The organism is Pantoea dispersa, from assembly GCF_019890955.1.
GTDB lineage: Bacteria > Pseudomonadota > Gammaproteobacteria > Enterobacterales > Enterobacteriaceae > Pantoea > Pantoea dispersa.
On sequence record NZ_CP082346.1, the window covers coordinates 954,127 to 970,555 of the forward strand.

Genomic DNA, 16,429 nt, shown 5'->3' on the forward strand with positions numbered 1-16,429 from the left:
GGAAAAATTATGGACCAAAATCGTCTCACTCATCTGCGCCAGCTGGAGGCAGAGAGTATCCATATCATCCGCGAGGTGGCGGCCGAGTTCAGCAATCCGGTGATGATGTACTCCATCGGTAAAGACTCCTCGGTGATGCTGCATCTGGCGCGCAAAGCCTTCTATCCGGGCACGCTGCCGTTTCCGCTGCTGCACGTTGATACCGGCTGGAAATTCCGTGAAATGTACGAGTTCCGCGATCGCACCGTGAAAGCGATGGGCGCAGAGCTGCTGGTGCACCGTAACCCGGAAGGCGTGGCGATGGGTATCAACCCGTTCGTGCACGGCAGCGCCAAACATACCGACATCATGAAAACCGAGGGCCTGAAGCAGGCACTGAACAAATATGGTTTTGATGCAGCGTTCGGTGGTGCACGTCGTGACGAAGAGAAGTCGCGCGCCAAAGAGCGTATCTATTCGTTCCGCGATCGTTTCCACCGCTGGGATCCGAAGAACCAGCGTCCGGAGCTGTGGCACAACTACAATGGCCAGATCAACAAAGGCGAAAGCATTCGCGTGTTCCCGCTCTCCAACTGGACCGAGCTGGATATCTGGCAGTACATCTTCCTGGAAAACATCGAAATCGTGCCGCTGTACCTGGCTGCACCGCGCCCGGTACTGGAGCGCGACGGCATGCTGATGATGATTGATGACGATCGTATCAACCTGCAGCCGGGAGAAGTGATTAAGCAGCGTATGGTGCGCTTCCGTACCCTCGGCTGCTGGCCGCTGACCGGCGCGGTGGAATCCGAGGCGCAGACGCTGCCGGAAATCATTGAAGAGATGCTGGTCTCCACCACCAGTGAACGTCAGGGGCGCGTGATTGACCGCGACCAGGCCGGTTCGATGGAACTGAAAAAACGTCAGGGTTATTTCTAAGGAGACGCCGATGAATACCGTTATTGCCCAACAGATTGCCGAGCAGGGCGGCGTTGAAGCCTGGCTGACCGCGCAACAACACAAAAGCCTGCTGCGTTTCCTCACCTGCGGCAGCGTCGACGACGGCAAAAGTACGCTGATTGGCCGTCTGCTGCACGATACGCGCCAGATTTATGAAGATCAGCTGTCGTCGCTGCACAATGACAGCAAACGCCACGGCACCCAGGGCGAGAAACTCGATCTGGCGCTGCTGGTTGATGGCCTGCAGGCCGAGCGCGAGCAGGGCATCACTATCGATGTGGCCTATCGCTATTTCTCCACCGAGAAGCGCAAATTCATCATCGCCGACACGCCGGGGCACGAGCAGTACACCCGCAACATGGCGACCGGTGCCTCAACCTGCGATCTGGCGATCCTGCTGATCGATGCGCGCAAAGGCGTGCTGGATCAGACCCGTCGCCACAGCTTTATCGCCACGCTGCTGGGCATCAAACATCTGGTGGTGGCGATCAACAAGATGGATCTGGTGGCATACAGCCAGGAGACCTTCGAGCAGATCAAACAGGATTACCTCGATTTTGCCGCGCAGCTGCCGGACGATCTTGATATCCGCTTTGTGCCGATGTCGGCGCTGGAAGGCGATAACGTCGCCACCCCGAGCGTAACCATGCCGTGGTACAGCGGCCCGACGCTGCTCGACGTGCTGGAGACGGTAGAGCTGAAGCGCGTGGTCGACACGCAGCCGATGCGCTTCCCGGTGCAGTATGTTAACCGGCCGAACCTCGACTTCCGCGGCTATGCCGGTACGCTGGCATCGGGCGTGGTCAGCGTCGGCCAGCGAGTGAAAGTGCTGCCGTCTGGCGTGGAATCCAGCGTTGCGCGTATCGTCACCTTTGACGGCGACCTGCAGCAGGCGGCCGCCGGTGAGGCGATTACCCTGATGCTGAACGATGAGATCGACATCAGCCGTGGCGATCTGCTGGTGGATGCCGCAGCCGATTTGCAGGCGGTGCAGTCCGCGACCGTCGACGTGGTGTGGATGGCGGAACAGCCGCTGCAGTCGGGACAAAGCTATGAAGTGAAAATTGCCGGCAAGAAAGCGCGTGGCCGCGTCGAAAAGATTCTCCATCAGGTGGAGATCAATACGCTGGAAAAACGCGCGGTCGACAGCCTGCCGCTCAACGGCATCGGTCTGGTAGAAGTGACGTTTGATGAACCGATGGTGCTGGATGCTTACCAGCAGAACCCGGTGACCGGCGGCATGATCTTTATCGATCGCCTGAGCAACGTGACCGTCGGTGCCGGCATGATCCATCAGCCGCTGAGCGCCGCGCGCAGTCAGGCTGGCCAGTACAGTGATTTCGAGCTGGAGCTGAACGCGCTGGTGCGCCGTCACTTCCCGCACTGGAACGCACGCGACCTGCTGGGCGGTCAGTAATGGCGCAGCACGACGAAAACGTGGTGTGGCATGACCATCCGGTCACGCGCGCTGAACGCGAACAGCAGCACGGCCATCGTGGCGTGGTGCTGTGGTTTACCGGGCTCTCTGGCTCGGGTAAATCTACCGTGGCCGGTGCGCTGGAGCAGGCGCTGCACCGGCTGGGCGTCAGCACCTATCTGCTGGACGGCGACAATGTGCGTCACGGCCTGTGCCGCGATCTCGGTTTCAGCGATGAAGACCGCAAAGAGAATATCCGGCGCGTGGGTGAAGTGGCGAAACTGATGGTGGATGCCGGACTGGTGGTGCTGACGGCGTTCATCTCGCCGCACCGTGCCGAGCGCCAGATGGTGCGCGATCTGCTCGGTGACGGGCAGTTTATCGAGGTGTTCGTCGATACGCCGCTGGCGGTGTGCGAAGCACGCGATCCGAAAGGCTTGTATAAAAAAGCCCGTGCCGGCGAGCTGCGTAACTTCACCGGTATCGACAGCGTTTACGAGGCGCCAGACGCGCCGGAAATCCAGCTGGATGGTGAACAATTGGTTACAAAACTGACCGGCCAATTGTTAGACCTGCTGCGCCACCACGATATCATCAGATCCTGAACCGACAGCGGCAAATCTCACGGTTTGCCGCGCTTAGCGTCAACAGGATCTCTATGCAGAACGTTACCCCCATGCTGGCACGCAAAGATGAACGCACCCCGGATGAGCCACGCTCATCGTTGCCGGGCGGCGTGATCGGCTTTCTCTCGTACTGGTGTGCGCTGGGCATCCCGTTTCTGCTGTACGGCTCTAACACGCTGTTTTTCTTTCTCTACACCTGGCCTTTTTTCCTCGCGCTGCTGCCGGTTTCGGTGCTGATTGGCATCGTGCTCAGCCTGATGCTGCGTGGCCGGCTGTGGTGGAGCGGCCTGATCACCGCCCTGGTGGTGGTGTGCCTGTTCTGGCTGCTGTTCTCCTTACTCTCCGGCTGGTAATCCGGCGCTGATGTGCAAACGCATCGGCAGGTTACAAAACTTTACCTGCCGTCCGGTGCTTTCCCCGTCATTATTTGTCCAGACAAATCTGCTTGCGCGCCATTTTCGCTGCCGCAGTGGAGTCCGGCGTCAAGTTATGGGATGATTGAGCCGTTTTTCAGGGGGCGGGGATGGGAAAACTGACGTTACTGCTGCTCGTGCTGCTGGGATGGTTGCAATACTCTCTGTGGCTGGGCAAGAACGGTATCCATGATTACACGCGCGTCAGCGAAGACGTGGCGTCACAACAGGCGAATAACGCCAAACTCAAAGCGCGTAACGATCAGCTGTTTGCCGAAATTGACGACCTCAATGGCGGTTCAGAGGCGATTGAGGAACGCGCACGCAGCGAGCTGGGCATGATCAGGCCTGGCGAGACTTTCTATCGTCTGGTGCCAGACCAAAACAAACGTAATGCGCAACAAGCGGCGCAGAACCAACAACGATAAACCATGAATCAGCTCTCTTCCTCTGCGGATGTGATTGCCGTGGTGCCGGCTGCCGGTATCGGCAGCCGCATGCAGGCCGCCTGTCCGAAGCAGTATCTCACTATCGGTCCGTTAACCCTGCTCGAGCACAGCGTGGCGCGCCTGCTGGCGCATCCGGCGGTAAAGCAGGTGGTGGTGCCAGTCAGCCCGGATGACGGCTGGTTCGATAGCCTGCCGCTGGCGCAGGATGCCCGCGTGCTGCGCGTCACCGGCGGCGAAACCCGCGCCGAATCGGTGCTGGCGGGATTACAGACCATCCGCCACAGCGCCTGGGTGCTGGTGCACGACGCGGCGCGTCCATGTCTGCATCCCGATGATTTAGCGCGTCTGCTGGCGGTGCGTGAGCACAGCAAAGTTGGCGCGATTCTGGCGGCACCGGTGCGCGACACCATGAAGCGCGCGGAGCCCGGCAAAGGTGCCATTGCGCATACCGTCGAACGCGATGATTTGTGGCATGCGCTGACGCCGCAGTTTTTCCCGCATGCGTTGCTGACCGCCTGCCTGACGCGCGCGCTCAATGAAGGCGCGACCATCACTGATGAAGCCTCGGCGCTGGAGTACTGCGGTTATCATCCTGAGCTGGTCAGCGGACGCAGCGACAATATTAAGGTAACGCGGCCGGAAGATCTGGCGCTGGCGGCCTTCTATCTCACTCAGATTCAGTTAAAGGAGCACGCATGATGCGTATCGGTCACGGTTTTGACGTGCACGCGTTTGGCGGCGAAGGTCCGCTGGTGATTGGCGGGGTGCGTATTCCCTTCGAACAGGGCTTTATTGCGCATTCAGACGGCGATGTGGCGCTGCATGCGCTGACCGACGCGCTGCTGGGCGCGGTGGCAATGGGCGACATCGGCAAACTGTTCCCGGATACCGATCCGGCATTCAAAGGCGCCGACAGCCGCGGTTTGCTGCGCGAAGCCTGGCGCCGCATCCAGCAGAAGGGCTACCGCATCGGCAACGTCGATGTCACCATCATCGCTCAGGCACCGAAAATGCTGCCGCACGTGCCGCAGATGCGCGTCAACATCGCCGAAGATCTCGGTTGCCACATGGATGATGTCAACGTCAAAGCCACCACCACCGAGAAGCTGGGCTTCACCGGTCGCGGTGAAGGCATCGCCTGCGAAGCCGTGGCGCTGCTGGTGAAGGCCGATCGGGCATGAGTGAACTGCTCTACCTGCACGGCGTACCCGCTGCTACCGGGGTGATCAAAGCCAGTCCCGAAGATTTCGTAGTGATTGAAGATCTCGGCTATCCCTATGATGGCGAAGGCGAACAGCTGCTGGTGCGCATCCGCAAAATTGGCTGCAACACGCGTTTTGTCGCTGAGGCAATCGCCAAATTCCTCGGCGTGCATCAGCGCGATCTCAGCTATGCCGGCATGAAAGATCGCCACGCGGTCACCGAGCAGACGCTGTGCTTCCGCGTGCCGGGCACGGCGATGCCCAACCTTGCCGGCTTCCAGCTGGAAGGCGTGGAGATCCTGCAGGTGATTCGCCACAAGCGTAAACTGCGCACCGGCGCGCTGGCGGGCAATGCGTTTCGTCTGGTGGTACGTCAGGTGTCCGATCGCGCGCAGGTGGAATCGCGGCTGCAGCAGATTCAGCAGCAGGGCGTGCCCAACTACTTTGGCGAACAGCGCTTTGGCCGCGGCGGCAATAACCTGACGCAGGCGCGGCTGTGGGCAGACGACAAATTCCGTCCACGCGACCGCAGTATGAAAGGCATTCTGCTGTCGGCGGCGCGCAGCCAGCTGTTCAATCAACTGACCAGCGCGCGTCTGCAGCGTGACGGTGCGCTGGATCGCGTGCAGCCCGGCGATGCGCTGCAGCTCAGCGGGCGCGGCAGCTGGTTTGTTGCCCAGACGGACGAGTTACCTGCGCTGCAGCAGCGTGTGGATAACCACGAGCTGCGCATCACCGCACCGCTGGCCGGACGCGGCGAACCGGGCACTCAGGGCGAAACGCTGGTGTTTGAACAGCAGCAGCTGGCGGGCGCGGCCGATCTGCTCGGCTTGCTGGAGCGTGAACGCGTCGATGCCGCGCGGCGCGCCATGCTGGTGGTGCCGAAAGATCTGCAGTGGAACTGGTGGGATGACGTCACGCTCGAGCTGCAGTTCTGGCTGCCGGCCGGCAGTTTTGCCACCAGCGTAGTGCGTGAGCTGCTGAGCAACGGCGCGGCGGCCCCGCTCGGCGACGAATAAGCGAACCCGGCGACGATGAGCAAAAATCTCACCATCAAGGATATTGCCGTACTCGCCGGTGTGTCGATTACCACCGTCTCGCGCGTGCTCAATAAGCATGCGTGGGTGTCGGAAAAAACCCGCACGCGGGTGGAACAGGTGATCGCCGAGCATCAGTTCAGCCCCAACCTGATGGCGCGCGGCATGATATCGCGCCAGAGCTATACGCTCGCGGTGATCGTCTCTGACATCACTAACCCTTACTTCGTCACGCTGGTGGCGCAGATTCAGCAGGCCTGTCTGGCCATCGGTTACAAAATCACCCTGTACGATACTCAGTCGGCCAACCGCAGCCCTCAGCACGACGATGACGAAAGCGCGATTTTTCAGTCGATTATCGATAGCCAGATCGATGGGGTGATCGTGCTCGGCGGCCATAGCGACTATGCGCCGATTCCGGCCAGCTACCTGACGCTGCTGGAATCGCTGATGGACAAAATGGCGGTGGTGGTGGTGGGGCAGCCGCATCCTGCTGGCCGCTGGCCGTGCGTGATGCGCGACCAGCAGCACTGCGTCGGGCTGGCGGTGAATCATTTGCTGGCGCGCGGCCTGCGTGATATCGCGTTTATTGGCGGTTCGCGCAAAGTGTGGGTGACGCGCGAGCGCGTCAGTCATTTCCACACCACGCTGCAGCAGGCCGGCATTACGCCGCGCGACAGCTGGATCTGCCTGAATAACTTCTATCCTGAACACGGCTATCAGGCGATTGATACGCTGTGGCAGCAGGCAGAGCAACCGCAGGCGCTGGTGGCAATCAACGATCGCGTGGCGATGGGCGCGATCCGCGCGTTACGCGATCGCGGCATTGACGTGCCTGAGCAGGTAGCGGTCATCAGCTGCGAGCGCTTCCCCGGCAGCGAGTATTTTATCCCGCGCCTGACCAGCGTCGATCACCAGAATCCGCAGCTGGGGCAAAACATTATCACCATGATGATGGCGCAGCTGGACGGCAGCTTAAGCCCGCACGCGCGCTGCAGCGCACCGCTAAAGCCGGTATTGATCCCCGGCGAATCCGCCTGATCTTCTCCCCTTAAACGTTCCGCCTGCTTTCGTTGCGCTTTGTAAGCGCGATCGCAATTTCACGATCCTCACGTTGACTTAATATGCGCCATTAAATAAGTTGGCTCACAACCTGAAAACGTTTTCAGGTTGACGGGAAAACAGTTTAAGGAGCGGTAATGAAACCCACCATGATGACCTACATCCACCAGCAACCCGAGGTGCTGAGCCATCTGCTGGCGTGCTATCCGCAGGGATTACCGGTGCTGGGCAAGGCAAAAACTGTGCTGATTCTGGCCACCGGCTCCAGCATCAACGCCGCGCTCAGCGCCAAATATTACGTTGAGCAACTGACCGGCGTACGCATCAGCGTGCAGGAGCCGTTCCATTTTCAGCACTACGAGCAGTGGGATCCGGCGACCGATCTGGTGATCGCGATTTCACAAAGCGGCGAGAGCACTTCGACGCTGGCAGCGATCGACGCGCTGAAAAAACAGCACGGCGTGGCAACCTGGGGCATCACCAGCAAAATCACCAGTCCGCTGGCGCAGGCGGTGGATCACGCCGTAGACATCATGAACGGCGAAGAGCGCGTCGGGTATGTCACCAAAGGCTATGTCGCCACGATCCTGACGCTGATGCTGATTGGCGTGCACAGTGCGCGCCACAGCGGTCGCCTCAGCGCAGAGCAGGAGCAGCAGGCGCTGGCGCAACTGCAGCGCGGCGTCGACGCAATTCCGGACATCATCGCCCGCACCGAGCGTTTCTGGCAGCGCTGGCAGGACGATCTCACTGCGGCGCCACGTTTTATCTCGATTGGCTTTGGTCCGGCGATTGGCGTGATCAAAGAGATGGAGACCAAATTCAGCGAAACGGTGCGCGTGCCGTCGCAGGGCATTGAACTGGAAGCGTTTATGCACGGCCCCTATTTCGAAATCAATCCGCAGCACCGGCTGTTCTTTATCGACGTCGAGGCGCCGGTGCGCGAACGCCTGCAGCTGCTGCGCCAGTATGAGCAGCGCGTGACGCCGCACGTCTGGAGTCTGTGTCTCGGGGAGAGCGATGATGCGCGCACGCTGGCGCTCGGCGTGGAGGTCAGCGAATGGATGGCGCCGCTGCTGATGGTGATTCCGTTCCAGATCCTCGCGCATCACATCGCTGAAGCCAAAGGCAACAATCTGCCGCAGCGCATATTCACTGATTTTGGCGTGGCGATGAAGAGCAAAACCAAACCGGGTGATTACGACTAACGCCGGGCGCGAGCCATAAGGATAACAACAATGAAACTCGATTACGTGAAGCTGGCGCAGGCCATCAGGGAACAGGTCGGCGGCGACGATAATATCAGCCACATTTCACACTGCGCCACGCGGCTGCGGCTGACGATAAACGATCTGGCCAGTGTCGATATGCCGGCCATCAGTAGCCTGCCGGGCGTCATCCGCGTGGTTAACGCGTCCGGGCAGCTGCAGATTGTGGTCGGGCCGCAGGTCGAACAGCTGTATCAGGCGATGCAGCAGGGCGCAGCGCCGGTGGCCGAACCGGTGAAGCCCGGCAAAGACGAGCGCGGCGTCGCGGGTAAAATGCTGGCCACGCTCGGCGCTATCTTTACGCCCTACATTGGCGTACTGGCCGGCATCGGTGTGATCAAAGGCATCATGGTGCTGCTGCAGACGCAGGGCTGGGTGGCGGACGATGACCTGCTGTTCGCCATGTTCAACGCGCTGGCCAGCGGCGTGTTTGTCTTTCTGCCGCTGTTTATTGCGGTTACCGCGGCAGACCGTTTCGGTACCAGCCGTTTCACCGCGCTGGCGCTGACGGCGGCGATGGTGTTTCCGCTGACCCAGCCGGATCTGCCGGCGCACTTCGCGCTGTTCGGCCTGAGCATCAACCTGAAGATTTACGGCGGCGCGGTGATTCCGGCGATTCTGGCGGTACTGCTACTGAGCAAGGTTGAGCGCCGGCTGAAACAGTGGATCCCCGAGGTGGCAGCGCTGGTGTTTGTGCCGTGCCTGTCACTGCTGATTTGCGGCTTTGTGGTGTTCACGGTGATTGGCCCGCTGGCGGATTACGTTGGCGTCGGCATCGCCAGCGGCTACAGCTGGCTCTATCAGCTTAGCCCGATGATCTCCGGCGCGCTGCTGGCGGGCATTGGTCAGCTATTTGTGGTGTTTGGTGTGCACTGGGGCATCATCCCGCTGGCACTGATCAATATTCAGGTGCAGGGCTACGACACCATCATGGCGATGTTTATGTCGGCGGTGATGGGGCAGTTTGGCGCGGTTACCGGCGCTATCTTCATCGCCCGCAGCCTGCGCGACCGGCAGATTGCAATCTCGGCGTCGCTGTCAGCGTTCTTTGGCATCACCGAACCGGCGCTGTACGGCGTCAATCTCAAGTACCGCATGCTGTTTATCTTCGGCTGCATCGGCGCGGCGCTCGGCGGTGGCATCACCGGGCTGCTGCAGGTGAAAACCTACAGTTTCCTGCCGGTGCTGAACGTGTTTGAACTCGGCCTGTTCGAAGGCCCGGAGTCGAAGATGATCTATGAAGTGGCGGCAATTGCCGTGGCTTTCCTCACCCCATTCATTCTGACGCTGATTTACGGCCGCTGGACGCTGCGCAGCGTGAATAAAACCGGCGCCTGATGCGCTAATTCGTTAACACCAAAACAGGGAAATCGCATGCGGCTGCTTCGCAGGGCCGCGTGCACCTTAAGGAAAGGTCATGAACACATTCACCAGGAGAAAAAAGGCAGCGCTGCTGCCGCTGGCCACCCTGATGCTGGGCGCGGCACCGCCGGCGCTGGCGGAAGGATTTGTTGAAGACAGCACGCTGGAGGGCACCGTCTATTACTGGCAGCGCCACCGTGAGCGTAAAGATCTCGATCCGCACAGCGCGCACTATCAGCACTATCAGACCAACCTGCATCACAGCACGCTGACCGGCGCGCTCGATTATCAGTCCGGCTATCTGGCCGATACCGTGGGCATTGATGTGGCAGCCTTCGCCACCTGGGATCTGTTTGAAGGCAGCCCGGCGCATCCCAATGAGATCAGCTTCAGTCACGGGCCTTCGATGTGGGAAGACCGTGGCGTCGGCGAACGTAACGGGCTGGATCTCTACCGTGCCGCGCTGAAACTCAAAGCCGGCGACTACTGGCTGCGGGCCGGTTATATCCAGCCGAGCGGCCAGACGCTGCTTGGCACCCAGTGGGGATTTCTGCCCGGCACCTACCAGGGCGTGGAAGTCGGGGCGGTCTATGACTATGGCGCTGCCGGCGCGCTGTCGCTGTCGTGGATGGGCGCCAACAAGTACAAAGCACCGTGGTATCGCAAAATGTACGAGTTTCGCGAAATCGACCGGCAAACACGCATTCCTTATCTGCACTCGCTGGGCGCGAAGTATGACTTCAAAAACGGCAACACGCTGGAGCTGGCGTGGGGTGAATCTCCGCATTATCTCGACAAATATTTCGCCAAAGCGGCACGCCAGACCACGCTGTGGGATAACCCGTTCAGCGTCAGCTGGCAGTTCTACGGCTCGCAGGATCGTACCGGTCGCCATGATGTTTACGATGAATTTGCCTGGCAGCAGGGCCTGACGCTGGCGTACCAGTGGGATCGCTACCAGTTCCGGCTCGAGGGCAGCGCGGTACACGCACCGGGGAAACAAGGTTACTACACCGTGGCGATGACGCCGATCTATCCCAACTCCGCGGGCCGCATCGATATGTGGTGGGATTCGCGCTCTGACTTCAACGCCGACGGCGAAAAAGCGCTGTTTGCAGGCCTGATGATCGATCTCAGCGACATCGTCTGGCCGGGCGTCAGCATCGGTGGCTCGTTCGCCTGGGGCTGGGACGGTAAACCGGCGCGCGGCGGCGACTGGTCGCAGCAGCAGCGCCTGACGGAAACCGCCATCAACGGCGATCTGGTGTGGCAGGTGCAGTCCGGCTGGGCCAAAGACACGGTATTTAAGCTGCATCTCACCGCCTACAACAACCATAGCGATAACCCCAGCTGGGGCGGCGGCTATGGCAACGTTTTCCAGGATGAAAAGGACGTTAAATTCATGATGATTGCCCCTTTTAGCCTGTTCAATCACTCACGACACTAAGGATGATGACCATGAGGATTCGCTTCTCCGCGCTGACCGCAGCGCTGTTACTGGCCGGGCTGGCGCACGCCGAAACCCACGTTTTAATCAATCAGGTCGGCTACGATGTTGCTGCGCCGAAAAACGCCATCGTGCAGCTGACCGGCGACTCGCGCGCTAAACCGCCGGTGAAATTTACCCTGCTGGATAATGAGACCAATAAAGCGGTGCTGAGCGGCACGCTGCAGCCGCAGGGTGACGTGCCGGGCTGGGGCGATCGCACCTTCTATCGTGCCGATTTCTCCGGCTGGCAAACGCCGGGCCGCTACGTGCTGCAAACCACCAGCAGCGACGGCGATGTGCGCTCCGGGCCGTTCATTATTGGTGCCGATCTGCTCGAGCGCTATACGCTGTCCGATGTAATTGCCTATTTCAAAAGCCAGCGCGTCACCGGCCTGTTCGATAAGGCGGACCGCAAACTGCCGCTGCCACCGGGCACCGGCAGCGGCACGGTTGACGTCCACGGCGGCTGGTATGACGCCACCGGCGATTACGGCGTGCACCTGTCGCACCAGAATCTGACCTCTTATTTCAATCCGCAGCAGGCGCCGCTGGTGGCGTGGAGTTTATTGCGCGGTTATCAAAATCTCGGGGCGCGTGATAACCCGAACTTTGACGAGTATCGCCGGCGCATGCTCGACGAAGGGCTGTACGGTGCCGATTTCCTGGTGCGCATGAAGCGGCCGGGGGAATCCTTCTTCCAGGCGATCTCATCGCCGGGCAAAGAGAAGCTGGCTCAGGACCGGGTGATCGCCAATCCCAACTGGCGCACGCAGATCAAAGAGAAGGAGTCAGATTCCACCATTGTTGAAGAAGAGGCGGTCGGCCCGCTGGCGTGGCAGGCCAGTTTCCGCTCCGGTGCCGGCATGTCAGTTGCCGCGCTGGCGCTGGCCAGCACCATGGAGAATGACGGCAACTTCACGCGGCAGCAGTATCTGCAAACCGCAGAAGATGCCTTTGCCTTCCTGCAGAAAAATAACCTGCGCATGGTAAACGACGGTAAAGAGAACATCGTGGATGATTACACCGCGCTGCTGGCGGCTACCGAACTGTATCGTGCCTCGCAAAAAGCGGTGTATCTGGCTGCGGCGCAGCAGCGCGCGGAGAGCCTGATGGCGCGACTGACGTCGCTGGATAACTGGCATGACTACTGGCGTGCCGACGGCGAAAAACGCCCGTTCTTCCATCCGTCCGATGCCGGTCTGCCGGTGATTGCGCTGCTGGAGTACGCGCGCATCGCGCCGCAGGCGCAGCAGGCGAACATCCGCCAGACGGTAAAACGCTCGCTGGGCTTTGAGCTGGCGGTCACCAAAGAGAGCAATAACCCGTTTGGCTATGCGCGCCAGCTGATTCAGCTGAAAGACGGCGTGAAGCGCACCAGCTTCTTCTTCCCGCACGACAGCGAAGCTGCGCCGTGGTGGCAGGGCGAAAACGCGCGTATCGCGTCGCTGGCCGCCGCCGCCCGTCAGGCGATGCCGCTGTTTGCCGACGATAAAGCCTTTACGCAGCAGCTGCAGAGTTATGCCTGGGATCAGCTCAACTGGATCCTCGGTCATAATCCGTACGACGTCAGCATGCTGACCGGCAGCGGCTATCGTCACATCAGCTATCTGTTCTTCAATTCGTGGAAATACACCACGCTGCCGGGCGGTATCGTCAACGGCATCACCGGCGCGTCGAATCAGGTGGCGGACGGTATCGCCTTTGACGAAGGTTATGCGGTCACACGGAAGGATGACGACTGGCGCTGGGCGGAAGGCTGGCTGCCGCACTCGGCCTGGTATCTGTATGCGGTGAGCTTACCGGATCGTCACTGAGGTGATAAATCAGCCCGGCTTTTCGCCGGGCTTTTTACCGGTTGCCATTGCGTTTGACTGCTTATTGTTGCGACAACTGCCGACGGTTGCGTGATTTACGCCTACCACTTCCCGCGCCTCACCGCTAGAATGCAAACATCCTTGTGCCGCCAGCGCAGGACTGCTTGCGCCGCTGAAGGCGCAAAACGGGCGCGGCGGTCGGTGGACCGGTTAATGAAAAAGGTCAGAATCAGATGCGGATACGGCTCAGCAACGATGATGGAATTCAGACTCCCGGCATTGGCGTGTTCCCTGGCGTGAAGACATTACGACAGGTTGATCCTGGCGCCGGCGCGGCGCGGAAGAGGGCAGGCGACGGGCTGTACCAGGCTGAGGTGAACCCGGTATGGTAAACCGGCGCATCGAAACGCTTCTGGCCCAACTGCGCACGCAGGGTATTTACGATGAGCATCTGCTGAAAGCCATCGCTGATGTCCCGCGTGAACGCTTTATTGACGAGGCTTTTGAACATAAAGCCTGGGAGAATGTGGCGCTGCCAATTGGCAACGGCCAGACCATTTCTCAGCCTTATATGGTGGCGCGCATGACGGCGCTGCTGGAACTGAACCCGACCTCGCGCGTGCTGGAAATTGGCACCGGTTCGGGTTATCAGACCGCCATTCTCGCGCATCTGGTTAACCACGTTTACTCGGTTGAACGCATCAAAGGGCTGCAGTGGCAGGCGAAACGCCGTCTGAAGCAGCTCGATCTGCATAACATTTCCACACGCCACGGCGACGGCTGGCAGGGCTGGGCCGCGCGGGGGCCGTTTGATGCCATTATTGTGACTGCCGCACCGCCAGAAATTCCGACTGCGCTGATAGCGCAACTGGGAGAAGGCGGCAAAATGGTGCTGCCGGTGGGTGAGGACCAGCAGGTACTTAAGCGCCTGCGTCGTCAGGGTGGTGAAATCATTGAAGAAACGATTGAGCCGGTGCGCTTTGTGCCGCTGGTTCAGGGCGATCTGGCATAAAGCCATCTTACGTATTTCTTCACAATCGTTACATGGCATGGCGCAGTTGATATTGTTACTATCCTTGTTAATCAATGCGAAAGCGCGTTTTTGACGGCACAGATAGTGAATCATGCGGTCAACGTCGACACACAGTTTTATCCAGGATTGCCATCACGGGGGATCAATGAGCACGGGAAGCACAGTATTTCAATTACGCCGTCTGGCGGCACTTTCACTGGTCGGTTTTTGGCTGGCAGGCTGTAGCTCTGGCGACAACACACAAGCCCCCATCAGCCAGATTGGCAGCAACAGCGGTGATAGCGGTATGGCTGCTTCTCCCACCACAGGCGGCGGCATGATCGCCGCGCAGAACAGCACCGTGCCGGCGATGCCGCGTGGTGGAATGTTAAGCGGTGGTACACCATCAGCCGCGCCTGCGGGTGGAATGGTTAGTGGCAATAATAATGTGACCACCGAAAATGGTCGTATTGTGTACAATCGCAATTATGGGAATATTCCTAAAGGCAGCTACGGCGGTGAAACCTACACCGTTAAGCGAGGCGATACGCTGTTCTATATTGCCTGGATTACCGGCAATGATTTCCGCGATCTGGCACAGCGCAATAATATCGCGGCGCCCTATAGCCTGAGCGCCGGGCAGACCTTACAGGTGGGTAACGGTAACGGTCAGACCATCACCGGTGGTAACGCGATAACCGCAGCGGATGCCACGCAGGGCGGCGTTCCGGTGGCATCGAATCAGACGCAAATTAAATCCACCCCTGTTGCACAGCAACCTGTTATTACGTATTCTGATGATTCGGGTTCGACAGGCGGGAAAATGCTGCCGTCGAAAGGGGCAAATAATGTGGCAACGACCACAGCTCCGGTTACCGCACCGCCCACAGTTAGCAGCACAACTAATAGCACAACACCAGTGGGAAGCTGGCGTTGGCCGACTGATGGGAAGATCATCGATAACTTCTCCGCTGCGGAAGGCGGAAACAAAGGGATCGATATCGCCGGGTCGCGTGGACAACCTGTCGTCGCCACTGCATCAGGAAGAGTGGTATACGCAGGCAACGCGCTCCGCGGGTACGGTAATTTAATCATCATCAAACACAACGATGATTACCTGAGTGCCTACGCCCACAACGATACCATGCTGGTCCGGGAACAACAGGAAGTTAAGGCGGGGCAAAAAATCGCTACTATGGGTAGCACCGGAACCAGTTCAGTAAGATTGCACTTTGAAATTCGTTACAAGGGGAAATCCGTAAACCCGTTGCGTTATTTACCGCAGCGATAATCCGGCAGAACCTTAGGTGTTCTGCCCTTGGATCACGGGTAGGAGCCGCTTATGAGCCAGAATACGCTGAAAGTTAATGAGTTACACGATGATGCGGAATTCGAGGAGAACGGAGCTGAGGTTTTTGATGAGAAGGCTCTCGTTGAGAACGAACCTGGTGATAATGAAGTAGCTGAAGAAGAGTTGCTGTCACAGGGTGCGACGCAACGCGTTCTGGATGCGACGCAGCTTTACCTCGGCGAGATTGGTTATTCACCACTGTTAACGGCGGAAGAAGAGGTGTTCTTCGCCCGTCGCGCATTACGCGGTGACATTCCTTCTCGTCGTCGCATGATCGAAAGTAACTTACGCCTGGTGGTAAAGATTGCCCGCCGTTATAGCAATCGTGGTCTGGCGCTGCTGGATCTGATTGAAGAGGGTAATCTCGGCCTGATTCGCGCCGTAGAGAAGTTTGACCCGGAACGCGGGTTCCGCTTCTCAACTTATGCCACCTGGTGGATTCGTCAGACCATTGAACGGGCTATCATGAACCAAACCCGTACTATTCGTCTGCCGATTCACATTGTTAAAGAGCTGAACGTTTACCTGCGTACCGCGCGTGAACTGTCGCACAAGCTGGACCATGAGCCGAGTGCGGAAGAGATCGCCGAGCAGCTGGATAAGCCAGTTGATGACGTAAGCCGTATGTTGCGTCTCAACGAGCGCATTACGTCGGTTGATACGCCGTTAGGTGGTGATTCCGAGAAAGCGCTGCTGGATATCCTGGCCGATGAGAAAGACAACGGTCCGGAAGACACCACGCAGGACGATGATATGAAACAGAGCATCGTTAAGTGGTTGTTTGAACTCAATGCCAAGCAGCGTGAAGTGCTGGCACGTCGTTTCGGCCTGTTAGGCTATGAAGCGGCAACGCTGGAAGATGTGGGCCGCGAAATCGGTTTAACCCGTGAGCGTGTCCGTCAGATTCAGGTAGAAGGTCTGCGTCGTCTGCGCGAAATTCTGCAGACGCAGGGTCTGAATATCGAAGCACTGTTTCGCGAATAAGCCG

General features: G+C 59.1%; 16 protein-coding genes. All 16 read left to right on the forward strand.

What is annotated here, in order from left to right; translation table 11 throughout:
- Window positions 1–9: 9 nt before the first annotated feature.
- The 16 genes from cysD (at window position 10) to rpoS (ending at window position 16,425) form a co-directional block, all read left to right on the forward strand.
- On the forward strand, window positions 10–918 hold the full coding sequence (cysD, locus tag K7H94_RS04320) for a sulfate adenylyltransferase subunit CysD (RefSeq protein WP_021507354.1): 909 nt from the start codon (window positions 10–12) through the stop codon (window positions 916–918).
- A 10-nt stretch (window positions 919–928) separates the two neighbouring features.
- A complete protein-coding gene (gene cysN / locus K7H94_RS04325; protein WP_222951707.1) occupies window positions 929–2,356 on the forward strand; it encodes a sulfate adenylyltransferase subunit CysN in 1,428 nt (475 codons plus the stop codon).
- On the forward strand, window positions 2,356–2,961 hold the full coding sequence (gene cysC, locus K7H94_RS04330; RefSeq protein ID WP_021507352.1) for an adenylyl-sulfate kinase: 606 nt from the start codon (window positions 2,356–2,358) through the stop codon (window positions 2,959–2,961). The genes cysN and cysC overlap by 1 nt, the downstream gene beginning before the upstream one ends.
- 53 nt (window positions 2,962–3,014) lie before the next feature.
- On the forward strand, window positions 3,015–3,335 hold the full coding sequence (locus K7H94_RS04335; protein ID WP_222951708.1) for a DUF3561 family protein: 321 nt from the start codon (window positions 3,015–3,017) through the stop codon (window positions 3,333–3,335).
- Window positions 3,336–3,505: 170 nt separating this feature from the next.
- On the forward strand, window positions 3,506–3,823 hold the full coding sequence (gene ftsB, locus K7H94_RS04340; protein ID WP_021507350.1) for a cell division protein FtsB: 318 nt from the start codon (window positions 3,506–3,508) through the stop codon (window positions 3,821–3,823).
- A 3-nt stretch (window positions 3,824–3,826) separates the two neighbouring features.
- On the forward strand, window positions 3,827–4,543 hold the full coding sequence (gene ispD / locus K7H94_RS04345) for a 2-C-methyl-D-erythritol 4-phosphate cytidylyltransferase (protein WP_021507349.1): 717 nt from the start codon (window positions 3,827–3,829) through the stop codon (window positions 4,541–4,543).
- Window positions 4,543–5,025: a 2-C-methyl-D-erythritol 2,4-cyclodiphosphate synthase gene (gene ispF, locus K7H94_RS04350; RefSeq protein WP_031279680.1), complete on the forward strand. Its 483-nt coding sequence runs from the start codon at window positions 4,543–4,545 to the stop codon at window positions 5,023–5,025. The genes ispD and ispF overlap by 1 nt, the downstream gene beginning before the upstream one ends.
- Entirely contained in the window at window positions 5,022–6,065 is a 1,044-nt protein-coding gene (gene truD / locus K7H94_RS04355; RefSeq protein WP_222951709.1) for a tRNA pseudouridine(13) synthase TruD, read from the forward strand. The genes ispF and truD overlap by 4 nt, the downstream gene beginning before the upstream one ends.
- A gap of 15 nt (window positions 6,066–6,080) precedes the next feature.
- Window positions 6,081–7,124, forward strand: coding sequence for a LacI family DNA-binding transcriptional regulator (locus K7H94_RS04360; protein WP_222951710.1), 1,044 nt, complete (start codon window positions 6,081–6,083; stop codon window positions 7,122–7,124).
- Window positions 7,125–7,282: 158 nt separating this feature from the next.
- Complete coding sequence (locus K7H94_RS04365; RefSeq protein WP_058771484.1) at window positions 7,283–8,353, forward strand: SIS domain-containing protein; 1,071 nt, start codon at window positions 7,283–7,285, stop codon at window positions 8,351–8,353.
- A 30-nt stretch (window positions 8,354–8,383) separates the two neighbouring features.
- Window positions 8,384–9,751, forward strand: coding sequence for a PTS transporter subunit EIIC (locus tag K7H94_RS04370; RefSeq protein ID WP_222951711.1), 1,368 nt, complete (start codon window positions 8,384–8,386; stop codon window positions 9,749–9,751).
- A gap of 79 nt (window positions 9,752–9,830) precedes the next feature.
- On the forward strand, window positions 9,831–11,222 hold the full coding sequence (locus K7H94_RS04375) for an OprD family outer membrane porin (RefSeq protein WP_215481455.1): 1,392 nt from the start codon (window positions 9,831–9,833) through the stop codon (window positions 11,220–11,222).
- Window positions 11,223–11,233: 11 nt separating this feature from the next.
- Window positions 11,234–13,078, forward strand: coding sequence for a glycoside hydrolase family 9 protein (locus K7H94_RS04380; RefSeq protein WP_215800725.1), 1,845 nt, complete (start codon window positions 11,234–11,236; stop codon window positions 13,076–13,078).
- A gap of 385 nt (window positions 13,079–13,463) precedes the next feature.
- Complete coding sequence (locus K7H94_RS04385; RefSeq protein WP_222951712.1) at window positions 13,464–14,090, forward strand: protein-L-isoaspartate(D-aspartate) O-methyltransferase; 627 nt, start codon at window positions 13,464–13,466, stop codon at window positions 14,088–14,090.
- A 166-nt stretch (window positions 14,091–14,256) separates the two neighbouring features.
- Window positions 14,257–15,381: a murein hydrolase activator NlpD gene (gene nlpD, locus K7H94_RS04390; protein WP_222951713.1), complete on the forward strand. Its 1,125-nt coding sequence runs from the start codon at window positions 14,257–14,259 to the stop codon at window positions 15,379–15,381.
- A 51-nt stretch (window positions 15,382–15,432) separates the two neighbouring features.
- Window positions 15,433–16,425: an RNA polymerase sigma factor RpoS gene (rpoS, locus tag K7H94_RS04395; protein WP_021507339.1), complete on the forward strand. Its 993-nt coding sequence runs from the start codon at window positions 15,433–15,435 to the stop codon at window positions 16,423–16,425.
- The last annotated feature ends 4 nt before the right edge of the window (window positions 16,426–16,429 follow it).